Annotated in this window: 13 protein-coding genes and 2 tRNA genes; 7 read left to right on the forward strand and 8 right to left on the reverse strand. The window is 61.8% G+C overall.

Annotation, left to right across the window (positions count from 1 at the left end):
• The 3 genes from AC4GYV_RS00005 to AC4GYV_RS00015 all read right to left on the reverse strand — a co-directional run.
• The coding region (locus AC4GYV_RS00005) for a M10 family metallopeptidase C-terminal domain-containing protein (protein WP_491098603.1) at positions 1-2,965 on the reverse strand (2,965 nt) is incomplete at its 3' end.
• A 443-nt stretch (positions 2,966-3,408) separates the two neighbouring features.
• Positions 3,409-3,494, reverse strand: a tRNA-Tyr gene (locus tag AC4GYV_RS00010).
• Positions 3,495-3,621: 127 nt separating this feature from the next.
• Positions 3,622-3,695 (reverse strand) — tRNA-Gly (locus AC4GYV_RS00015).
• A gap of 247 nt (positions 3,696-3,942) precedes the next feature.
• On the opposite strand from AC4GYV_RS00015, the gene trpD reads away from it, so the two are divergent.
• Genes trpD through ligD form a run of 6 tightly spaced genes read left to right on the forward strand, consistent with a single transcriptional unit; the run spans position 3,943 to position 11,771 of the window.
• Complete coding sequence (trpD, locus tag AC4GYV_RS00020) at positions 3,943-5,013, forward strand: anthranilate phosphoribosyltransferase (RefSeq protein WP_491098604.1); 1,071 nt, start codon at positions 3,943-3,945, stop codon at positions 5,011-5,013.
• The gene (gene trpCF, locus AC4GYV_RS00025) at positions 5,006-6,397 is read left to right on the forward strand and encodes a bifunctional indole-3-glycerol-phosphate synthase TrpC/phosphoribosylanthranilate isomerase TrpF (protein WP_491098605.1); all 1,392 of its coding nucleotides are present in this window, start codon (positions 5,006-5,008) and stop codon (positions 6,395-6,397) included. The genes trpD and trpCF overlap by 8 nt, the downstream gene beginning before the upstream one ends.
• Positions 6,388-7,539, forward strand: coding sequence for a tryptophan synthase subunit beta (trpB, locus tag AC4GYV_RS00030; protein ID WP_491098606.1), 1,152 nt, complete (start codon positions 6,388-6,390; stop codon positions 7,537-7,539). Before trpCF ends, trpB begins: the two co-directional genes overlap by 10 nt.
• Positions 7,536-8,318: a tryptophan synthase subunit alpha gene (gene trpA / locus AC4GYV_RS00035; RefSeq protein ID WP_491098607.1), complete on the forward strand. Its 783-nt coding sequence runs from the start codon at positions 7,536-7,538 to the stop codon at positions 8,316-8,318. The genes trpB and trpA overlap by 4 nt, the downstream gene beginning before the upstream one ends.
• A gap of 34 nt (positions 8,319-8,352) precedes the next feature.
• A complete protein-coding gene (gene ku, locus AC4GYV_RS00040; protein WP_491098608.1) occupies positions 8,353-9,252 on the forward strand; it encodes a non-homologous end joining protein Ku in 900 nt (299 codons plus the stop codon).
• A gap of 2 nt (positions 9,253-9,254) precedes the next feature.
• Entirely contained in the window at positions 9,255-11,771 is a 2,517-nt protein-coding gene (gene ligD / locus AC4GYV_RS00045) for a DNA ligase D (protein ID WP_491098609.1), read from the forward strand.
• Here ligD and AC4GYV_RS00050 read toward each other — a convergent pair.
• Entirely contained in the window at positions 11,768-12,703 is a 936-nt protein-coding gene (locus tag AC4GYV_RS00050; RefSeq protein ID WP_491098610.1) for an alpha/beta fold hydrolase, read from the reverse strand. The two genes, ligD and AC4GYV_RS00050, sit on opposite strands and share 4 nt — an antisense overlap.
• Positions 12,704-12,789: 86 nt before the next feature.
• Between AC4GYV_RS00050 and AC4GYV_RS00055 the strand changes: the two genes are divergently transcribed.
• A complete protein-coding gene (locus tag AC4GYV_RS00055; RefSeq protein ID WP_491098611.1) occupies positions 12,790-14,952 on the forward strand; it encodes a penicillin acylase family protein in 2,163 nt (720 codons plus the stop codon).
• On the opposite strand, the gene AC4GYV_RS00060 is transcribed toward AC4GYV_RS00055, so the two are convergent.
• From AC4GYV_RS00060 to AC4GYV_RS00075, 4 genes are all read right to left on the reverse strand, one after another.
• The gene (locus AC4GYV_RS00060) at positions 14,937-16,301 is read right to left on the reverse strand and encodes a peptide MFS transporter (protein ID WP_491098612.1); all 1,365 of its coding nucleotides are present in this window, start codon (positions 16,299-16,301) and stop codon (positions 14,937-14,939) included. The two genes, AC4GYV_RS00055 and AC4GYV_RS00060, sit on opposite strands and share 16 nt — an antisense overlap.
• Positions 16,302-16,323: 22 nt before the next feature.
• Complete coding sequence (pip, locus tag AC4GYV_RS00065; protein ID WP_491098613.1) at positions 16,324-17,286, reverse strand: prolyl aminopeptidase; 963 nt, start codon at positions 17,284-17,286, stop codon at positions 16,324-16,326.
• A 5-nt stretch (positions 17,287-17,291) separates the two neighbouring features.
• On the reverse strand, positions 17,292-18,665 hold the full coding sequence (locus tag AC4GYV_RS00070) for a glutamate--cysteine ligase (protein WP_491098614.1): 1,374 nt from the start codon (positions 18,663-18,665) through the stop codon (positions 17,292-17,294).
• A 71-nt stretch (positions 18,666-18,736) separates the two neighbouring features.
• The gene (locus AC4GYV_RS00075; protein ID WP_491098615.1) at positions 18,737-19,480 is read right to left on the reverse strand and encodes a 16S rRNA (uracil(1498)-N(3))-methyltransferase; all 744 of its coding nucleotides are present in this window, start codon (positions 19,478-19,480) and stop codon (positions 18,737-18,739) included.
• Positions 19,481-19,503 lie beyond the last annotated feature (23 nt).

A 19,503-nucleotide genomic window follows, 5' to 3' on the forward strand; every position in this document is an offset into this window, starting at 1 on the left:
TGGGCTGTCCCAGCCACTCCTGGAACGTCCCCGCCTGGTTGCGCCACAGCACATCGCTCAACCCGTCACCGTTGAAGTCGTGGGCCGGGACATCCGGAATGACCGTGAGCTGTACCCCGCCGCCGGCCGCAGCGCTGGCGATGATCCTGCCTTGGGGCATGCGAGCAAGCGTCAGCGAGCCACCGGTATAGGCAAGGGCAATGCCCGAAAGGCCGTCCGTCAAACTAAACGTGAAGCTGGCAAGCGTCGCGTCAGTGAAGACGATCCTGTCGCTGTCGCTGAAATCGACGATGGTGTCGCCATTGTGGTTTGCGATTGTATCTCGGAACGTGTCGTTGCCGGCACCGCCCGTCAGCGTGTCGGCGCCAGAATTGCCGATGATGACGTTATCGACCGAATTTCCGCTAATGATGTCATCTCCGGATCCGCCGATCGCATTTTCGATAATGACGCCTCGCGCGATCGACAGGTTGGGTAGAACCCCATTGACCCAAGAGAAGCTTTCCGGATTGAGGTTGATCCGCTGACCACCATTGTAGCCTGAGTAATCTAGGGTATCGATGCCGCTCGTGTCGTATATCGTGAAGAGCACGCTCAGGGAGGCGCTCGGATTAAACGTGCCTCCAACATTTGAGTTGAAGCCGTAGGTCGTGTCTCCCGCGTGCACGTTGGCCGACAGCCCATACAACGACTGCAAGGCTACAATGTCAGCCTGCATTGGAGTGACCGCATAGGTTGCCGAGAAGCCGAGATTGGAGAAGTAGCTGTTTTCTTGCCCGCTGAAGTAGGACATGACGGTTACAGGCCAACCGTCGTTCACGAACATGGCGTCCGTCGGATACGCCGCGTCGACGTTGTAATCGCCCGAGTGACCGAGACCGAGCGCATGGCCAACCTCGTGAACGTAGCTCTGGAAACTATAACCCGTAAGGCCCGTGCCGTAATCGTTCACCCACGAGGTCGAAATCTGGATGTGTGCTGACGTTGTAATCCCGTCTGACCAAGTTGCGTCTGTCGCGGCAATTGGTCCATCCGGCTCCTCACTATGGTCAAATGTGATCTGCGCCCCGCTCGACACTTCCTGAAAGTTGATGCCCAGGATATCGCTCCATAGGGATAAGGCGTTCCTCGCGAGATTCTGTTCAGTCGGATTGAGGGTGGTGATGTCGACACTAATGCTGCCGCCTTGCGTCACATTGAAATGGTGTGACTCGCCGCCCCAGAAACCCGTCGTCAGTTCATTCGCAATTTCATCGATGGACACGACACCGGCGGGCACTGCAGTTAGCTGAACGCCGCCTTCGGGAGCAGCACTCGCCGTAAATGCCTGGACTTGAGTGCCGACGTTGATCGACCCGCCAGAATAGGTCAGGATGCCGTTCGCCAAGCTGAAGGCAAAATTGGCCAGAGACGCATCAGTGATGACGATTCGCTCTTTGGTGGTCAGGTCCGTGATCGTGTCGCCGTTCAGACCAGCAGCCGTGTCGACAAAACTATCGGTCCAATCACCGCCAATGAGCGTATCCGCGCCCAGCCCTCCACTGATTACGTCAAAGCCGCTGCCGCCCGATATGACATTGGCTCCCGAGTTTCCGGTGAGGAAATCATTGTACTCGGTGCCCGTCAGGTTCTCGATGTTAACGAGAGTGTCGGTTCCTCCGGAACCAGTGTTCTGCGCTCCGCTGATCGCGAGACTGACGGTTACGTTCGCATAGGCTCCATAAAAGGTAGATGCATATGATGCCGTATCAATGCCGTCCCCGCCGTCGATCAGGTCATTGCCTACACCGCCATTCAGAACATCGGCTCCTGCGCCCCCTTCTAGCCAGTCATCGCCGCCATTGCCGACCAGACTGTCGTTCCCTGCGCCCCCTTGGACATGGTCGTTGCCAAATCCGCCGGTCAAAGTGTTCGCCGCAGCGTTCCCGGTGATGGTGTTGTTCAATTCGTTGCCCGTTCCGTCGATCGCCGCGGAACCGTCCAACACCAGATTTTCAATGTTCCCAGTCAGCGCGTAAGGTTGAGTGGAGTGAACAGTGTCCACGCCCTGGCCAGTGTATTCGAAGACCTGGTCGTTCGAGCCAATGACGTAGTAGGTGTCGTTGCCTTGACCACCATACAACTTGGACGAGCCGGAGCCCGTGAGCACGTCATCTCCCCCGAAACTGTAGAAAGTACCTGACCCGCCAAGATTATCACTCTCCGGGGTTCCAAGCGGCGTCGCCACGGATAAATCGACCAGCTGAATGCCTGTTGTCGTGATGACGGAAACATGGTGCCCATCTGGGCTGAGCTGAATCACATCCCCGAAGCCGGTCGTTGGACCTGATTCAGTCTCGGGAGCCACCGGACTTGCGCCGATAGAGAAGGAAGCAATCGCGTCCCACGTCGTCGTGTCCACCCGAACGATTTGGCCATCGTGCGTCGGGATGTAGAGGCTCGCGCCGTCGGCACTAAATGTCAGCCCGTAGGCATAGGCCAAGTACGGGAACTTAGCTCCCAGGTTAGTGACGAGCTGAAGCTTGTCATCGTACACACGCAGGCTCGATCCTTGAACAACGATGCTGCCGTCGGGAGAAACCGCCCCGACAGCACGATCCGGGCCTCCCGTGGCCGCGCCGGCATAAGGATCGTTAGTGTTGACTGCGTATGACGCGTGCGTGCGCAGGTCATAAGCGTATAGCGGCCAGGTAAACGTGTGCGGCTGCGCCAAGATGAAGTTCGCGTCGGCGGATTGTGTCAGTACAGAATAGGCAGGGATTACGCCGGTCGCATTGTAGGACGTTTGATTTTGAACGTTGAACACGACCAAGGGTGCGTCGACCTGTTGAGAGACGATCAGGGACCCATCGGCAAGGAATGCAACATCGTTGAGTGCAGCTGTACCAGGCAGCGAGTAACCCGTGATGCTCCCGTCGCTAACGTTGATCAGGTACAGCTGGCCGAGACCGCCCGGCGCGCTCATGCCTACAGCGGCGAGGTAATTTCCGTTCGGCGAAAGATCGAGGCCGAGCACGGGACTTCCGGTTAGATATGTTGCGAGAACTTCTCCCGTAGCCACATTGATTACGGAGACTCCATTTGCGGAGGCAGCGTACATTCGCGATCCGTCCGCGGAGAAAATGGCGTCGACGAAGTTGCCGTTGGCCAAGGGCGCGGTCGCGCCGGTCAGTTGATTAGCTGGCATGAATCCCCCGTTGCACAGTCCGGATTGAACCGGCTTCTGATCAGGCAACGGCAGGATTTGCCCGGTAGCGTCCGACGCACGCGACCAAAACCGACTTGTGCCCCTTCGCGCGCGGCCGAGCCCCGCTCGCATTGTTACGCTATCAATTTTGGATTGCTTGGCAAGAGCGATGACAGATCAGCAGGCACACCTTGAAAACGGCAGAAACACCGATTTTGAAATGGTGGAGAGGGCTGGATTCGAACCAGCGTACGCTTGCGCGGGCAGATTTACAGTCTGCTGCCTTTAACCACTCGGCCACCTCTCCACGAGGTCAGGCAGGCGCGCCACATGGCGGCGCGGGGTTGATGTGTCAACGCGCTAGAAACGCGTGTCGCCCCTTAGCTGCGCTACGGGCGCTTCAAAATTCATCCATCCCCCGGATGGTCGAATTTTGGAGCGGGTGAAGGGAATCGAACCCTCGTCGTAAGCTTGGAAGGCTTCTGCTCTACCATTGAGCTACACCCGCTCGCTTCGGCTCAGATGCCCATGCGGCTTCAAAGCGTCAACCCGTGAAGCGGCTTGACCCGAGTTAAGACCTTGCCTTACTTTGCGATTCGCATGACGCACCTGAACGCCATCGCCGCGACGACGACCGCTCACCTTTGGTGGCGCGGGCACACGTATGCGGCGCGATGGCGCGACTGATCGACTAGCCAAACGATCATCGACTGCCCGCCCGCCAACCGGCGGGCTTTTTTGTTTCAGGTGAATTCATGACTCAGATTCTGCCCTTTCCGCGCCTTGCTGCCGCTGCTCCGACCGCGTCGGATCCGGAAGCGGAGACCGCGATCGCGGAGCTTCTCGACGGCAAGGACCTCAACCGCCTAGCAGCACGAAAGCTGTTTGGCCGTATCGTCGAGGGCAGCCTCAGTGAGCCACTGATGGCGGCCGCCTTTGTCGCGCTTCGCGTCAAAGGCGAGACCGCCGATGAGCTGATCGGGGCGGCGCAAGCTCTGCGCATCGCCGCGCAGCCGTTTCCGACTCCTGCCTATCTGTTTGCCGACAGCTGCGGGACGGGCGGTGACTTCTCGGGATCGATCAACGTTTCGACCGCGGCAGGACTGGTTGCCGCCGCGTGCGGTTTGCCGGTGGTGAAGCACGGCAACCGATCCTTCACGTCGAAGTGCGGGTCTGCGGACGTCCTCGAAGCCCTCGGTGCCCGGCTGGACCTCACGCCGCTGGAATCGCGCGAGATCCTCGATCGCACCGGCTTCTGCTTCCTGCTTGCGCCCCAATATCACCCGGGCATTGCTCACGCCGGTCCGGTCCGTCGAGCACTCAAGGTTCGGACCATCATGAACCTTCTCGGGCCCTGCCTGAATCCCGCCCGGCCGAAGGTGCAGCTCTTGGGCGTCGCAGATCCGAAGCTGTTGCGGCCGATTGCGGAGACACTGCAGGCGCTAGGGGTGGAGCGCGCCCTGGTCGTTCACGGCTGCGGCCTCGACGAAGTGGCGCTGCACGGCTTCACCCGCGCGATCTCGGTTATCGCCGATGAGATCGACGAGCTCGAAATCACGCCGGAACAGGCCGGACTTCAGCGCATGCCGCTGCAGCAGATCGCCGGCGGCTCCCCCGAGGAGAATGCGCGGCGGCTCGGCGCGTTGCTCGCCGGTCACGGGGGTGAAGCCGATACGGCGGTCGTAGCGCTGAATGCGGGTGCGCTGCTGATGACGGCCGGCTGTGCGCTCGACCTCAAGGAGGGCGTCGCCCATGCGGTCGACGCCATTCGATCCGGACGTGTGAACGAGCTTCTGGCCAACTTCGTGGAGGCGAGCCGTGGCTAGTCCGATCGGAGTGCTCGGAAAGATTGCCGCTGCCAAGCAGGACGAGCTGCGCACCCGCTTCGCTGACGTATCTCTCGACGCGCTTCGTGCCCGAGCGAGACCGACGAGCCGAAGCTTGGCGCAAGTGCTCGCCAAGCCAGGTGCCCGCTTCATCCTCGAGATCAAGAAGGCGTCCCCATCGGGGGGAGCCATCCGCCTGAATGCTGATCCTGCATCGCTCGCTCGCGGTTACGACGGAGTAGCCGATGCGCTCAGCGTGCTGACCGACCGTGAATTCTTCGGCGGATCGCTAGGCGACTTGGCGGCCGCCCGGGCGCAGTTCGAGGGGCCGATCCTCGCCAAGGATTTCTTCATGGACCGACGGCAGGTGGTCGAAGCGCGGCTCACCGGAGCGGACGCCGTGCTAGTCATGATGTCCCTGCTCGACGACGATCAGGCGCGGGAAATCATTGGCGAAGCGAGGCGGCTGGGCATGGATGCGCTCGTCGAGGCCCATGACGAGCGCGAAATGTGTCGGGCGATAGCGCTCGGCAGCCCTCTGATCGGAATCAACAACCGCGACCTGCGCGATCTTAGCATCGATCTTTCCACGACCGAGCGCCTCGCTCGCCTAGCGCCGGATCGGGTGCTTGTATCCGAGTCCGGAATTTCCTCCCGCGGCGATGTAGACAGGCTCTCAGGGCAGGTGGATGGGTTCCTGATCGGGTCATCGTTGATGCGGGCGAGCGACCCTGCCCAGGCCGCTCGCGAACTGATCTTTGGCCGCACGAAACTGTGCGGATTGAATTGCGGTGCCGACGTGCGCGCCGCCCGGCCGGCGGCTTTCGCAGGCTTCGTGTTCGTGCCTGGAAGTCCCCGCCATGTCACGGCACCGGAGGCCGCGCCGCTGGCCGGAACGTCTCGCCAAGCCGGCATGCTGCCGGTCGGCGTGTTCCGCGATGCACCGCTTGGAGTCGTCACGGACATGGCGACCTTGCTCAACCTGCACGCGGTGCAGCTGCACGGTCATGAAGACGTCGAATATGTCCGCTCACTCCGACGCGAACTTGGCGGCGGGTGCGAGATCTGGACGGCGCTCAGCGTCGGGCGGGAGTCGTTGAACAGTCGTGGCGGAGATCGGCTGGTGTTCGACAATGCTGACGGCGGTAGCGGGCAGATGTTCGACTGGACCCAGATACAAAGGCACCCGCAACTGAGCCGCGCTGTGGTTGCGGGCGGCATCGGTCCGCACAACGCGCGCGCTGCCCAGCATCTTGGTGGTTATGCGATCGATGTCGGTTCTGCGCTCGATCAGCGGCCGGGCCGCAAGTCGCCCGAGAAGATTGCTGCGTTCTTCGAAACGCTTCGCCCCGGTTGCCGCCAGCAGATGCGCGCATGCGCCTGAACGGCCGGTTTGGCCGCTTCGGCGGCTGCTATGTTCCCGAGATCCTGGTGCCCGCACTCGAGCAGCTCGAGGCAGCCTTTCTCGACGCGCAAGAAGATTCCGCCTTTGTCGAGGAATTGAATGGTCTGCTCGCCAATCATGCGGGACGCCCGACACCGCTGACTCGCTGCCGTAACTTGCCGGGCAACATTTACCTGAAGCGCGAGGATTTGCTGCACGGCGGCGCTCACAAGACCAATCAGGTTCTTGCGCAAGGGCTACTTGCCAAGCGCATGGGCAAGACGCGGCTCATTGCCGAAACTGGCGCGGGCCAGCACGGCGTCGCAACCGCGATTGCGGGATCGCTGCTCGGGTTCGAAACCGTCGTCTACATGGGTGCGGAAGACGTTGCGCGACAGCAGCTCAACGTATTTCGCATGGAGCTGATGGGCGCGAAGGTCGTGCCCGTCGAAAGCGGGGGGCGCACGCTTAAGGATGCGATCAACGAAGCGCTGCGCGACTGGTCGGCGAGCTTTGAGAACACGCATTATCTGCTTGGCACCGCGGCTGGTCCGCATCCTTTTCCCACAATGGTCCGCGAATTTCAGCGCGTCATCGGGCGCGAAGCGCGGGCGCAAATCATCGAACAGCTTGGACGCTTGCCGGACGCTGTTGTTGCGTGCGTTGGTGGCGGCTCAAACGCCATTGGTCTGTTCGCGGACTTCCTGGATGATGACGTTCGGCTAGTCGGCGTCGAAGCGGCGGGGAAGGGATTGGATGGCGGCGAACATGGCGCAACGCTGCTGCGCGGCACACCCGGCATTCTTCACGGCGCAGAGACCTATATTCTGCAGGATGACGACGGGCAGGTTACCGACACCTGGTCCGTGTCGGCCGGCTTGGACTATCCCGCGGTGGGCCCCGAACATGCGCACCTCAAGGACAGCGGACGCGTCAACTATGTCGGGGTCACCGATGACGAAGCGCTGTCCGCCTTTCGATTGCTCGCACAACGCGAGGGCATCCTATGCGCCTTCGAATCCGCACACGCGCTCGCCCAAGCGCTGAAGCTCGCGCTGGCGGAACCGGAGAGCGCGATACTCGTCGGACTGTCGGGGAGAGGCGACAAGGACGTGGCACAAGCGCAGGCGCTACTCTCGTGAGCCGCTACGCCGCAATGTTCGAGCGCTTGGCGGGAGAAGGCGCCTTCGGAGCGTTCCTGATGCTTGGCGATCCCGATCTGCAGACCAGCGCAAGATTGCTCGACGCGGTGGTCGAAGGCGGCGCCGATATGGTCGAGCTTGGCATTCCCTTTTCAGATCCCGTTGCTGACGGACCGGTCATTCAGGCCGCAGCGCAACGCGCTTTGGCTGCAGGCGTCAGAGTCGATGATTGTTTCGAGCTGATCGGATCATTCAGGGCTCGTCATGCGGACGTGCCCATCGGGATCCTGACCTACGCCAATATCGTGATGGCGCGCCCGGGCTTCATGCGAGACGCTGCGCAAGCCGGTGTTGATAGCTTGCTCATCGCTGATGTTCCCGCAGTCGAGGCGGAGCCGGTCGTACAGGCGATGCAGCAAAGCGGCATCGAACCGGTGCTGATCGCCGCCGCGAACACGCCGGACGCGACGCTCCGCCGCATCGCCGGCATCTCGAAAGCCTACATTTATTGTGTCAGCCGTACCGGCATCACGGGCACGCACGCAGGTGGCGAGTTCAACGCAGGACTTGTCCGACGGTTGGAAGCTGTCGATGCACCGCCCCCCGTATTCGGCTTTGGAATCTCCACGCCCGAGCATGTCCGCGCGGCCCTTTCCGCAGGCGCCAAGGGCGTGATTTGCGGCTCCGCCATCGTCGATCTCGCGTCCCAAGGCGGGAACGTCGCCGCATTCGTCCGCACGTTGAAAGATTCGACAAGGAACGAGTCGGTACTGCAATGAATTGAATCGCCTCGGTTTCGAAGGAGACGATTGCATGGCGGCACGACCGATCTGGCGAGGGCAAATCCGGCTTGCGCTGGTATCGATCCCTGTCGAGCTTTACTCCGCGACCCGTAGCGGCGCGCAAATCCAGTTCCACCAGGTCCACGAGCCTTCGGGCAAGAGGATCAAATATGAGAAGGTGGTTCCGGGTATCGGCGCGGTCGACAAGGACGAGATCGTAAAGGGCTATGAGGTCTCCAAGGGCCACTATGTCCTGCTCGACCCCGAGGAGATCGAGAGCGTCAAGCTCGAGAGCCGCAAGACGCTCGACCTGGTCGAGTTCGTCGACGACGACGGCATCGACCCGATGTATTTCGACAAGCCTTATTACGTCGTCCCGGCCGACGACCTGGCCGAGGAAGCTTATGTCGTGCTGCGTGACGCACTCAAGGCCGCGAACAAGATCGGCGTCGGACAGCTCGCGATGCGCGGTCAGGAATATGTCGTTGCACTGAAGCCCTTCGACCGCGGCCTCGTCCTGGAGACGCTGCGCTATGCGGACGAGGTCAACAAGGCGACCGGCTTCTTCCGCGACATCGGCGATCACAAGCCCGACCCGGATCTGCTCGACATGGCGTCCATGCTGATCGAGCGAAAAGCAGGTGAGTTCGATCCGAACGAGTTCCATAACCGCTACGTCGACGCGCTGCATCGCCTGATCGAAGAGAAGCAAAAGAAGAAGGGCGAGAAGATCATCGAGGACCCGGACGCGGATGCCGGCCCGCCCAAGGGTTCGAACGTCATCGATCTGATGGCGGCGCTGAAGAAGAGCCTTGGCGACGAAAAGAAGGGCAAGGCTGACGCCAAGGACTCGAAGCCCAAGAAGGCCGCCGCGAAAAAGACGACCGCCAAGAAGGAACCGGCAAGGGCGCCAGCACGTAAAAGGGCGTAGTTATGCCCCCACGAGCGCCGCTCGATATCGAGACCTACAACCGCAAGCGCGACTTCTCGAAAACGAAGGAGCCGCGCGGCCGCAAGCTTAAGGGCAAGGGCGACAGCTTCGTCGTCCAGAAGCACGATGCGTCGCGGCTGCACTGGGACTTCCGGCTGGAACTCGACGGCGTCCTGAAGAGCTGGGCGGTGCCGAAGGGCCCCAGCCTCGATCCCGGCGAGAACCGCCTCGCCATGCGCACCGAGGACCACCCGCTCGATTACGGCGGGTTCGAGGGCACGATCCCCAAGGGCGAATATGGCGGCGGTACGGTCATGCTATGGGACCAGGGCCGCTGGATTCCTGAGCCAAGCAAGGATCCGAGCAAGACGATCGAAGAAGGTCACCTCCACTTCACGCTCGAAGGCGAGCGGATGAAGGGTGAGTGGGTGATGTTTCGCCTTAAACCGCGCCCCGGCGAAAAGGCAGAGCCGTGGATGCTGAAGAAAGTCACGGACGATTTCGCCGATGCGGGCGACGGTGACGCGCTTGTCGACAATTGCGTGACCAGCGTGACGACCGGCCGAACGATGGCTGAGATCGCTGCGGGCGAGGACGTATGGCGCTCGAACCGCGGCGGACAGAAGGGCGGCCGTGCGAAAAAGTCCGCAAGCAAGGCGCCGCCACCGTTCCAGGAACCGCAGCTCGCGACCTTGGTGGACGAAGTGCCGACCGGCAATTCGTGGATCCACGAATATAAATATGACGGCTATCGCTTGCTGCTCTCGGTTGGCGATGGCGTCGCCACGGCCTGGACGCGCAATGGCCTCGACTGGAGCGACAAGTTCAAGGCGCTGGTGAAGGCCGCAGCGAAACTCCCGGCCGGCTGCTTGATCGACGGCGAGGCAGTGGCGATCGATGACAAGGGCAAGCCTAGCTTCCAGCTCTTGCAGTCAACGCTGAAGGATCAGCGGGGTGCAAACCTGGTCTTCTATGCTTTCGACCTGCTCGTTGATCGCGGCGAGGACATCAAGAAACTGCCGCAGATCCAACGCAAGGAAAGGCTCGCGTCGCTGCTCGAAGGCGTGTCCCCGCCAATCATCTATGGTGACCACATCATCGGCCGCGGACAGGAGATGTTCGAGGCGATGTGCAAGCAGGGCGGCGAGGGCATCGTCTCGAAGAAGGCCGATGCGCCCTACAAAGGCAGTCGCGCCCGGAGTTGGCTCAAGATCAAATGCATCCAGCGCCAGGAATTCGTGATCGTCGGATGGTCCGAGAGCGACCGACGCATCGGCTTCAGGTCATTGCTCCTCGGCGTGCGCGACGGCGATCATTTCCGTTACGCCGGCAAGGTCGGGACCGGCTTCAATGCGAAGCTGATCCAGGAACTGATGGAGCGTATGAGGCCGCTCGAAACCGACAAGGCGGCCGTCGATGTTCCGCGCCCCGATCGCAAGGGCGCGCATTGGCTCAAGCCTCAACTGGTCGCGGAGATCGCGTTCGCCGAAATGACGGATGACGGCGTGTTGAGGCACCCGAGCTTCATGGGTCTTCGCGAAGACAAGCCGGCCAAAGACGTCGTCAAGGAAGTGCCGCAGGACACCGACAAAGTGACAAAGCAGACCAAGCCCAAGTCGTCGAAAAAGAAGAAGTCGGCCGCCGCGACGGCGGAGGATTTCGAGATCGAGATCAGCAGTCCGGAACGGGTCATCTTCCCGGAACTGGGCCTCACCAAGAAGGACCTCGCAGACTATTACGCGACCATCGAGCCGCTCATCATGATCGACGCGGCCAGGCGGCCGATGACGCTGATCCGCTGCCCCGGCGGCCGTACCGGCGAATGCTTCTTCCAAAAGCACGACAAGGGAACGTTCGGCCCGCACGTGAAGCAAATCCCAATCGAGGAGAGCGATGGGTCAGTCGAAGACTATCTCTATTTCGACGACATCAAGGGCCTGCTCGCGAGCGTGCAGATGGGCACGATCGAATTCCATGGCTGGGGCAGCAAGATCGACAAGGTAGAATATCCGGACCGTTTGGTGTTTGACCTCGACCCAGATGAGGGGCTGGACTTCGACAAGGTGAAAGCTGCCGCGGTGCGGCTCAAGGCCCTGCTCGAAGATCTGGGATTGAGGAGCTTCCCGTTATTGTCGGGCGGCAAGGGCATTCACGTCGTCGTTCCGCTCGACGCATCGAAGGATTGGCCAACGGTGAAAAGCTTCGCCGAGCGCTTCAGCCGAGCGATCTCCGAAGCTGAGCCTGACACGTTCACCGCCAACATCCGCAAGGTGCAGCGCAAGGGCCGCATCTTCCTCGACTGGCTCCGTAACCAGCGCGGCGCGACGGCAGTCATGCCTTATTCGGTCCGGGCACGCGAAGGCGCCCCCGTGTCAGCGCCGGTCGCCTGGAGCGAACTCGACAAGTATGAGAGCGGCCATCACTTCAGCATGCGCGATGCTCAAGAATTGCTCGACCGCGCGAGTTCGAAGCTGCTCGCGGGATGGGGCGAGGCGAAGCAGGCGCTGCCGGACGCCTAACGTGAGGTGCGGCTGACGAATTCCGCGACGTCCGCAGCGAAGCGCTCCGGCTCATCCGCGAACATGAAATGGCCGGCATCCGGATAGACGATCACGCGGCCATTCCGGACCTTCGCTGCTAGAGCGCGCTGCGGCGCGATGGCGGTCTGGAAGTCGCGTCCCCCCGCAATGAACAGCAATGGCATGGTGATCCGCTCGGGACGATTGAACCGATAATCGAACAGCCCCTGACTGAAGAGCGCTCCGCCCATCTCTCCGCTGTTCGCAATGCCGGGAATGTGATCGAGCCAGCCGACCCGCTGCCGCACCTGCGCATCCGGGAACATGTTGGAATCGAAGAACGCCTGTCGCTCGTCATCGCTGAATGCTGCGAAGGGATTGCACTTTCGGCAATGCTCTGCGGCGGCGACCGCCTTTGCATATCGCTCAGGACGTACGGCGCGCACGCGACCGCACAGACCGTCGACGACGGCAGGCAGATCAGGAACGGCACCGGTAAGGACAAGACCCGCGACACGCTCGGGACGATCGGCCGCATAATCGAGGGCGATCGGCGTCCCGGCGCTGTGCGCGAGAAGGATCAGCTTCTCGACGCCAAGCTGCCGCCGAACGGCGTCGATGTCGGATTCCAGCAGTGCCAGCGAATAGAATTTTGAGTCCTTCGGTCGCTCGGAACGCCCGGACCCGCGCTGGTCGAGATAGATCATGCGCACGCGCTTTTCGAGCGCAGGTCCCCCGAGCGCCTGCATTGCCTGACTGCCTTCGCCCGGACCCCCGTGAAGGAAGAGCAGTGGAACGCCATGTTGAACGCCCGCCACGCGGTACCACAACTCGACACCGTCACTCGTCTTGACGCGGTGCTCTCCGTCCGACGCACCCGGCGGTGCTGCAGCAACCAACGAAAGCAGAAACGCGATAAACAACAAGCGCATGCGAGATCTCCCCTAACGAGGGGTTCTGGCTCGGGTCCGGCAAAGTCAAGCTGGACGGTCGGGATGGCGCGTTTAGAAGCGCGCAAATGCGCAAAGCTCCCGCCGCGGCCTTACTGCCGCTTCTGTTCGTCCTAACTGCCGCTTCTCCACTCGAACTCGCGCAATGGCGAGATCAGGCCGCGAGAGTGACAATCACGCGTGACGATTGGGGCATTGCGCATGTGCATGGCCAGACGGACGCCGATGCGGTTTTCGGAATGATCTACGCGCAGGCTGAAGACGACTTTCCGCGCATCGAAGCGAACTATTTGACCAACCTTGGGCGCACCGCAGAATCGGATGGCGAGAAGGCGATTTGGCAGGACCTGCGCGCGCGCCTTTATGTCAGCGAAGCTGAGCTGAAGGCCGATTATTGGCGAAGCCCGCAGTCGATGCGCCGCTTGATGGACGCGTGGGCGGACGGACTGAACTATTATCTTGCAACGCACCCGAACGTACATCCGCGCGTGCTCACGCACTTCGAGCCCTGGATGGCGCTGAGCTTCACAGAAGGCAGTATCGGGGGCGACATTGAGCGCATCGACCTCGACCAGCTGAAGGCATTCTATTCGAAAAGGCCGATCGCCGCCGCAGCCATGCCATGGCGCGAACGGCAGGGGTCGAACGGCATCGCGATCGCGCCGAAGATCACGGCGAACGGCGGAGCGCTGCTGCTGATCAATCCGCACACCAGCTGGTACTTTCGTTCGGAACAGCAGGTCACGAGCGACGAAGGCCTCAGCGTCTATGGGGCGGCGACCTGGGGGCAGTTCTTCATCTACCAGGGCTTCAACCCGCACATCGGCTGGATGCACACGTCGAGCGGTGTCGATTCTGTCGATGAGTTTGCCGAGAAGGTCGAGCGTCGCGGGAAGGGCTATTGCTATCGCTTCGGTGCCGAGTGCCGCCCTGTCACAATCCGTGCCGTCACCATCCGCTACAGAGGCGCTGACGGCGCCTTGGCGTCTCGCACCTTTACTACATGGCGTACGCAGCACGGCCCCATCGTGCGCTCAGACAATGGCAAGTGGATTGCCTTCGCGATGATGGACAAGCCGGTCGAGGCGTTGCAGCAAAGCTTCCTGCGTACGAAGGCGGCAGACCTCACGTCATTCCTGCGCGTGGCGGAGCTGAAGGCGAACAGTTCCAACAACACCATCTTCGCGGACGGCAAGGGCGAGATCGCTTATCTCCACCCGCAGTTCATCCCGCGCCGCGACAATCGCTTCGATTACACGAAGCCCGTGGACGGCAGCGACCCCGCGACGGACTGGCGCGGACTGCATGCGCTGAATGAGTTGCCGAGCGTCGTCAATCCGCCGAACGGCTGGGTGCAGAACACTAACACGTGGCCCTATCGTGCAGCCGGTTCGAACAGCGCGAACGAGGCGCGCTTTCCGAGATATATGGACATGGACGGAGAGAACTGGCGCGGCATTCACGCGCTGAAGATGCTTGAAGGCAGCGGCGGATGGACGCGCGAGAAATTGCAGTCCGCTGCCTACGACAGCTTCCAGCCGGGTTTCGCCGTACTGATCCCGTCCTTGATCCAAGCTTATGACGGACTCCCCCAAAGCGATCCGCGCCGCGCTAAGCTTGCCCCCCAGATCGCTGCACTTCGTTCCTGGGATTTCCGCTGGAGAGCAGAGTCTGTCCCGCAGTCGCTGGCGATGGTGTGGGGCAATACGCTCCGTCAGCTGATCAAGAATCCGGCGGATGAGCCCGGCAACAAGAAGATGATGCGTCTCGCCCGGGACACGACGCCGCAGCAGAAGGTGCAGGCTCTCGTTGATGCAGTTGCCCGGCTGGAGCGCGACTTTGGTCGGTGGAACGTCCCGTGGGGGGAGATCAATCGCGCCCAGCGTATTTCGAACGCGATCAAAAACCCGACCTACAGCGATGCTGCACCGAGCATTCCCGTGCCGTTCGCTGATGGCAGCTATGGGTCCCTCGCGTCCGTTCGTTCGCTTCCGCGTGACGGGACCAAGCGCTGGTACGGCGACTACGGCAACAGCTTCGTCGCCGTTGTCGAATTCGGGAAGCAGGTGCGCGCGCGTGCGGTTACTGCCGGTGGCGAAAGCGGCAATCCCGCGTCGCCGCACTTCAACGACGAAGCGCAGCGCTATGCTTCAGGCAATCTGCGCGACGTCTATTTCTATCCGGAGCAGCTCAAGGGCCATACCGAGCGAGTATATCATCCAGGCGAGTGATCGCGTCCGGCCTCCCGTTCGAGCACGCGCGTCATCGGCCGCTTGAGCAGGACGATCACCACAGCGCTGGCTAGTGCGATCGCAGCATCAAGCGTCCAGAAGGCGGCATTGCTCATCTGGTCGTAGAAGCTTCCGACCCAGCCCATGATCGTCGAGCCGAAAAACAAAGCGAGGAACGACGCGCTGACCAAAGTCGAGTTGAGCTTGGTGGGAGCGGCTCGGGAGACCATCGCCAGCGTCACCGGCCAGTACCACATGAAGGCGAGGCCCATTCCGAACCAGCAGATCAAGGGCCAAATGACCGGCACTTTGCCCGCGCCCGCCATCAGGCAAGCGACCGCGAGGATGAACGCGGAAACCCCGGTGATCAACGCGCCGATCGCAATCTTCGACATGCTGCGTGGCTCGCGATGGTGTCGCGCCTGCCACGCCCAGAGCCACACCAGAAATGGCGCCGAGATCACGCTCGCGAAGCTGTCGACGGAGTTGAACCAGCTCGCGGGAACGGCGCCGAATGGAGAGATCAGGTCGACGCGCTGATCGACCCAGATGACGCCGATGTTCCAGATCATCGGGTAGGAAATGCTGACCGGGATCAGCAGCGCAATGAGCAGGACGATGTAGCCGACGCGCTTTCTCTCTTCGCTCGTCAGTGGCGGAAGTGCTTCGCGATCGGTTTTCACGGCACTTGGATTTGGCAGATATCGCGAACCGGCCAAGAAGATGATCAGCGCGAGGAACATGAGCGCCGCGGCCAGCGAAAAGCCTGCGTGCCACCCAAAGATCAAAGCAACGGAACCGGTGGCGATGGGACCGGCGACCGCACCGATATTGATGCCGGTGGAGAAGATCGTGAACCCGCGCTCGCGCATGGAATCCGCTTCAGGCGCGTAGAGCTTGCCGACCTGTGCCGAGATGTTCCCCTTGAGGAAACCCGAGCCGGTAATCAGCAACAGCAGAGCGAGCAGGAACGTCTTATCAAGCGACATCGCGAGATGACCTGCAGTCATCAGGATCGCGCCTAGGGCCACTGCGCGCTTCGCGCCGATCCAGCGATCCGCGATCCATCCGCCGATCAATGGCGTGAAATAGACTAGGCCCGAATACCAGCCGTAGATGAGCGATGCGAAGGCCGCGTCCGACATGGCACCGCGAAACTCGAAGACATGCCTCAGTGCGGCGAGCCCCGCGACATGCTCTGCATGGCCGGGCAACAGCAGCTGCTTGACCATGTACAGCGGCAGCAGCGCCGTCATCCCATAATAGGAAAAGCGCTCGGCAAGCTCGGTCCCCGCCAGGACGTAAAGGCTGGTAGGATGCCTGTTGGTCTGAGCGGCGTTCTGTTTCATCGCGCCGCCCCCGAACGTGATTTTATGCTGCGAACTTGTCGGTCGCGCGGATCAAGCCGTCTAGCACGCCAGGCTCGCTGAACAGATGCCCGCCATCGGGAATGATGTTCAGCTCGACCTCGGGCCAGGCCTGCTTCAGCCGCCAGGCCGCGACCGGTGGCGTACACGTGTCATGGCGACCTTGGACGATGACGCCGGGGATACCCTTCAGCTTCGTCGCGTCACGTAGCAGCTGGCCTTCCTCGAGCCAACCATGTGCCGCCATATAATGGTTCTCAATTCGCGCCACGGCCACCGCAACGTCGGGGCTCGTGAAGTGCTCGATGGTCGACGGGCTCGGCAGCAGGGTGACGATATCGCCTTCCCACTTGCTCCACGCCTTGGCGGCGGTCAGCTGCTCGTTCTTGTCGCTGCTGGTCAGGCGCCGGCGATAAGCCTCGACCACGTCGTGGCGCTCGCTCTCCGGGATCGGCGCCAAGAACTCGTCGAACTTGTCGGGATAGACCTGCGAAGCGCCGCCTTCCTTGTACATCCAGTCGATCTCGTACTGGTCGAACAGGAAGATGCCGCGGAGCACGAGCTCGGTGACGCGATCGGGATGTGTCTCGGCATAAGCAAGCGCCAGCGTCGAGCCCCAGCTTCCGCCGAACACCTGCCACTTCTCCACCTTCGCGACCTGCGTGCGCAACTTCTCGATGTCGTCGACCAGGTGCCAGGTCGTGTTGGCTTCAAGGCTAGCATAGGGCGTCGACTTCCCGCAGCCGCGCTGGTCGAACACGAGGATCTTGTACTTCTCTGGGTTGAATTGCCGCCGGTGATCGGGGCTGGACCCACCGCCCGGTCCGCCGTGCAGGAAGACGACCGGCTTGCCGTTCGGATTGCCGCTCAGTTCCCAGTAGAGCCTGTGGCCTTCGCCGACGTCGAGGTGACCGCTCTCATAAGGTTCTATCTCGGGATAGAGCGAGCGGCGGCGACTGGCTGGCATGTCCATCAAAAGCTGAATTCCTCATAGATGTGGGACACGTCGCCGTTCCAAGGGCCATTGAAGCGGTCCAACAAGCGATCGGCAGGCGTCATGCCTGTTGTCACGACATCGCGCAATGGATCGAGGAATCCGCCTTCATTGTCGCCCGCGCTGTTGAGCTTTGCTCGGCGCGTAAGGCCTTCGGCCGAGACGTCGAGCACTCGGCCTGCGAAATCACGCATTGTTTCACCGTCCGGAGTCACTGCATCGAGCGCCAGCCTCGGAACGTCATGGCGCAGCTTCTCGCGCTGCTCGATCGTCCAATGCTTCACGAGATCCCACGCGTCGTCGAGCGCCTGATCGTCGTAGAGCAACCCGACCCAGAGCGCGGGCAGCCCGCAAATGCGGCTCCAGCGTCCGCCGTCGGCGCCGCGCATTTCGAGGAAGCTCTTAAGACGTACCTCCGGGAAGGCAGTCGAAAGGTGATCGGTCCAGTCGGTCAGCCGCGGCTTCTCGCCCGGCAGCTGGGGAAGCTTGCCTTCGAGGAAACTGCGGAAGCTCTCCCCGGCGACGTCGATATACTTGCCGTCGCGGTAGACGAAGTACATCGGCACATCGAGCGCATAGTCGCAGTAGCGTTCGTAGCCGAAACCATCCTCGAACACGAAGGGCAGCATACCGGTGCGGTCCGGATCGGTGTCTTCCCAGATGTGGCTGCGGAAGCTCTTGTAGCCGTTCGGCTTGCCCTCGGTGAACGGCGAATTGGCGAAGAGCGCCGTCGCGACCGGCTGAAGCGCCAGGCCTACACGAAACTTCTTCACCATATCGGCTTCTGACGAGTAATCCAAATTCACCTGAATGGTACAGGTGCGAAGCATCATGTCGAGGCCGAGGCTACCGACTAGCGGCATGTAGCGAAGCATGACCGCGTAACGGCCCTTAGGCATGATCGGCAGTTCGGCCCGTGTCTTGTCCGGCCACATGCCGATGCCAAGGAAGCCAAGCCCAAGCCGGTCGCCGACCGCCTTGCACTGATCGAGGTGGCGGGCAGCTTCCGAGCAGGTCTGGTGAAGGTTCTCGAGCGGCGCGCCCGAAAGCTCGAATTGCCCCGCTGGCTCCAGGCTGATCGTGCCGTCGGGGCCGGTCAGCGCAATCACGTGGCCGCCTTCTTCGACCGGCCGCCACCCGAACTCGGTCAGCCCGTTCAGGAGGTCGCGGATGCCGCCGGGCTCGTCGTAGCTCGGCGCCCGGTGATCGGACTCGCGATAGACGAATTTCTCGTGCTCCGTGCCGATGCGCCATTTCTCGCGCGCCTTCTCCCCGCCGGCGAACACCGACAGGAGATCGTCTCGGCTCTCAATCGGCGGGCTGTCACCCCCATTGTCAGTACGCTGCGTCATGTTGGGCGGGCCCTAGCGATGGGCTGCGAGAGGCGCCAGCACTTCTCAACTTATGACATCAACAAGAGCTCTTATGGCCGCCAGTCGCCCGCTACCGTCATGTACGCAGCTAGGGCCGCCAAGGCCGCCGTCTCGGCGCGCAAGATCCTGGGCCCGAGCGATATCGCTATGCTGTTTTCCGCGGCACGGATGCGGGCACGCTCTTCATCCGTGAAGCCGCCTTCCGGCCCCGTGAGAATGATCGCCGGGCCTAGCTTAAATGCCGATGAGGGGGGCTCCCCGCCGCCTTCGTCAGCGAAATAGAGGGTGCGTTTCACATCGCGCCTTTCGAGCAATTTGGTTAGCTGCTTTGGCTCTGCAATGTCTGGCAGGCGCGTTCGGCCGCATTGCTCAGCTGCCTCGATGGAAATCGCTTCGAGTCGCTCCAGCTTCACTCGCTCCGCGACGGTTCGCTGCGTCATCACTGGGATCAGTCGCATCGCACCCAGCTCGGTGGCTTTCTCGACCAGCCAGTCCGTCTGCGTGCGCTTGACCGGCGCAAACGCCAGCCAGACATCCGGGATCACCTCCGGTTCCCGCGTCTGCCGGTCCACAGAAAGCGTCATGCGCTTCTTCCCGGCTTCAGCGACGCGCGCGAGCCATTCGCCAGAGCTTCCGTCGAAGACGAGCAACTCGCCACCTTCCTTCAAGCGCATCACATTGCCGAGATAATTGGCCTGACCGCCGTCGAGTTCGACGGTCGCCCCTTGGCTCAGCGGCTGACGAACGAACAGACGGGGCAAGCTCTTGGGCGGCCATGCAGGGGTTGCGGGCATCGCCACGTCCTACTTAGGTGCAG

The sequence above is a fragment of the Sphingomonas sp. SP4 genome, assembly GCF_058313375.1.

Coding starts and splice junctions, on each gene's coding strand:
- ku (WP_491098608.1), top strand. CDS start 8,353: ATGGCGGCACGACCGATCTGGCGAGGGCAAATCCGGCTTGCGCTGGTA.
- AC4GYV_RS00055 (WP_491098611.1), top strand. CDS start 12,790: ATGCGCAAAGCTCCCGCCGCGGCCTTACTGCCGCTTCTGTTCGTCCTA.
- pip (WP_491098613.1), bottom strand. CDS start 17,286: ATGCCAGCCAGTCGCCGCCGCTCGCTCTATCCCGAGATAGAACCTTAT.
- AC4GYV_RS00075 (WP_491098615.1), bottom strand. CDS start 19,480: ATGCCCGCAACCCCTGCATGGCCGCCCAAGAGCTTGCCCCGTCTGTTC.
- AC4GYV_RS00050 (WP_491098610.1), bottom strand. CDS start 12,703: ATGCGCTTGTTGTTTATCGCGTTTCTGCTTTCGTTGGTTGCTGCAGCA.
- ligD (WP_491098609.1), top strand. CDS start 9,255: ATGCCCCCACGAGCGCCGCTCGATATCGAGACCTACAACCGCAAGCGC.
- AC4GYV_RS00060 (WP_491098612.1), bottom strand. CDS start 16,301: ATGAAACAGAACGCCGCTCAGACCAACAGGCATCCTACCAGCCTTTAC.
- trpB (WP_491098606.1), top strand. CDS start 6,388: ATGCGCCTGAACGGCCGGTTTGGCCGCTTCGGCGGCTGCTATGTTCCC.
- AC4GYV_RS00070 (WP_491098614.1), bottom strand. CDS start 18,665: ATGACGCAGCGTACTGACAATGGGGGTGACAGCCCGCCGATTGAGAGC.
- trpD (WP_491098604.1), top strand. CDS start 3,943: ATGACTCAGATTCTGCCCTTTCCGCGCCTTGCTGCCGCTGCTCCGACC.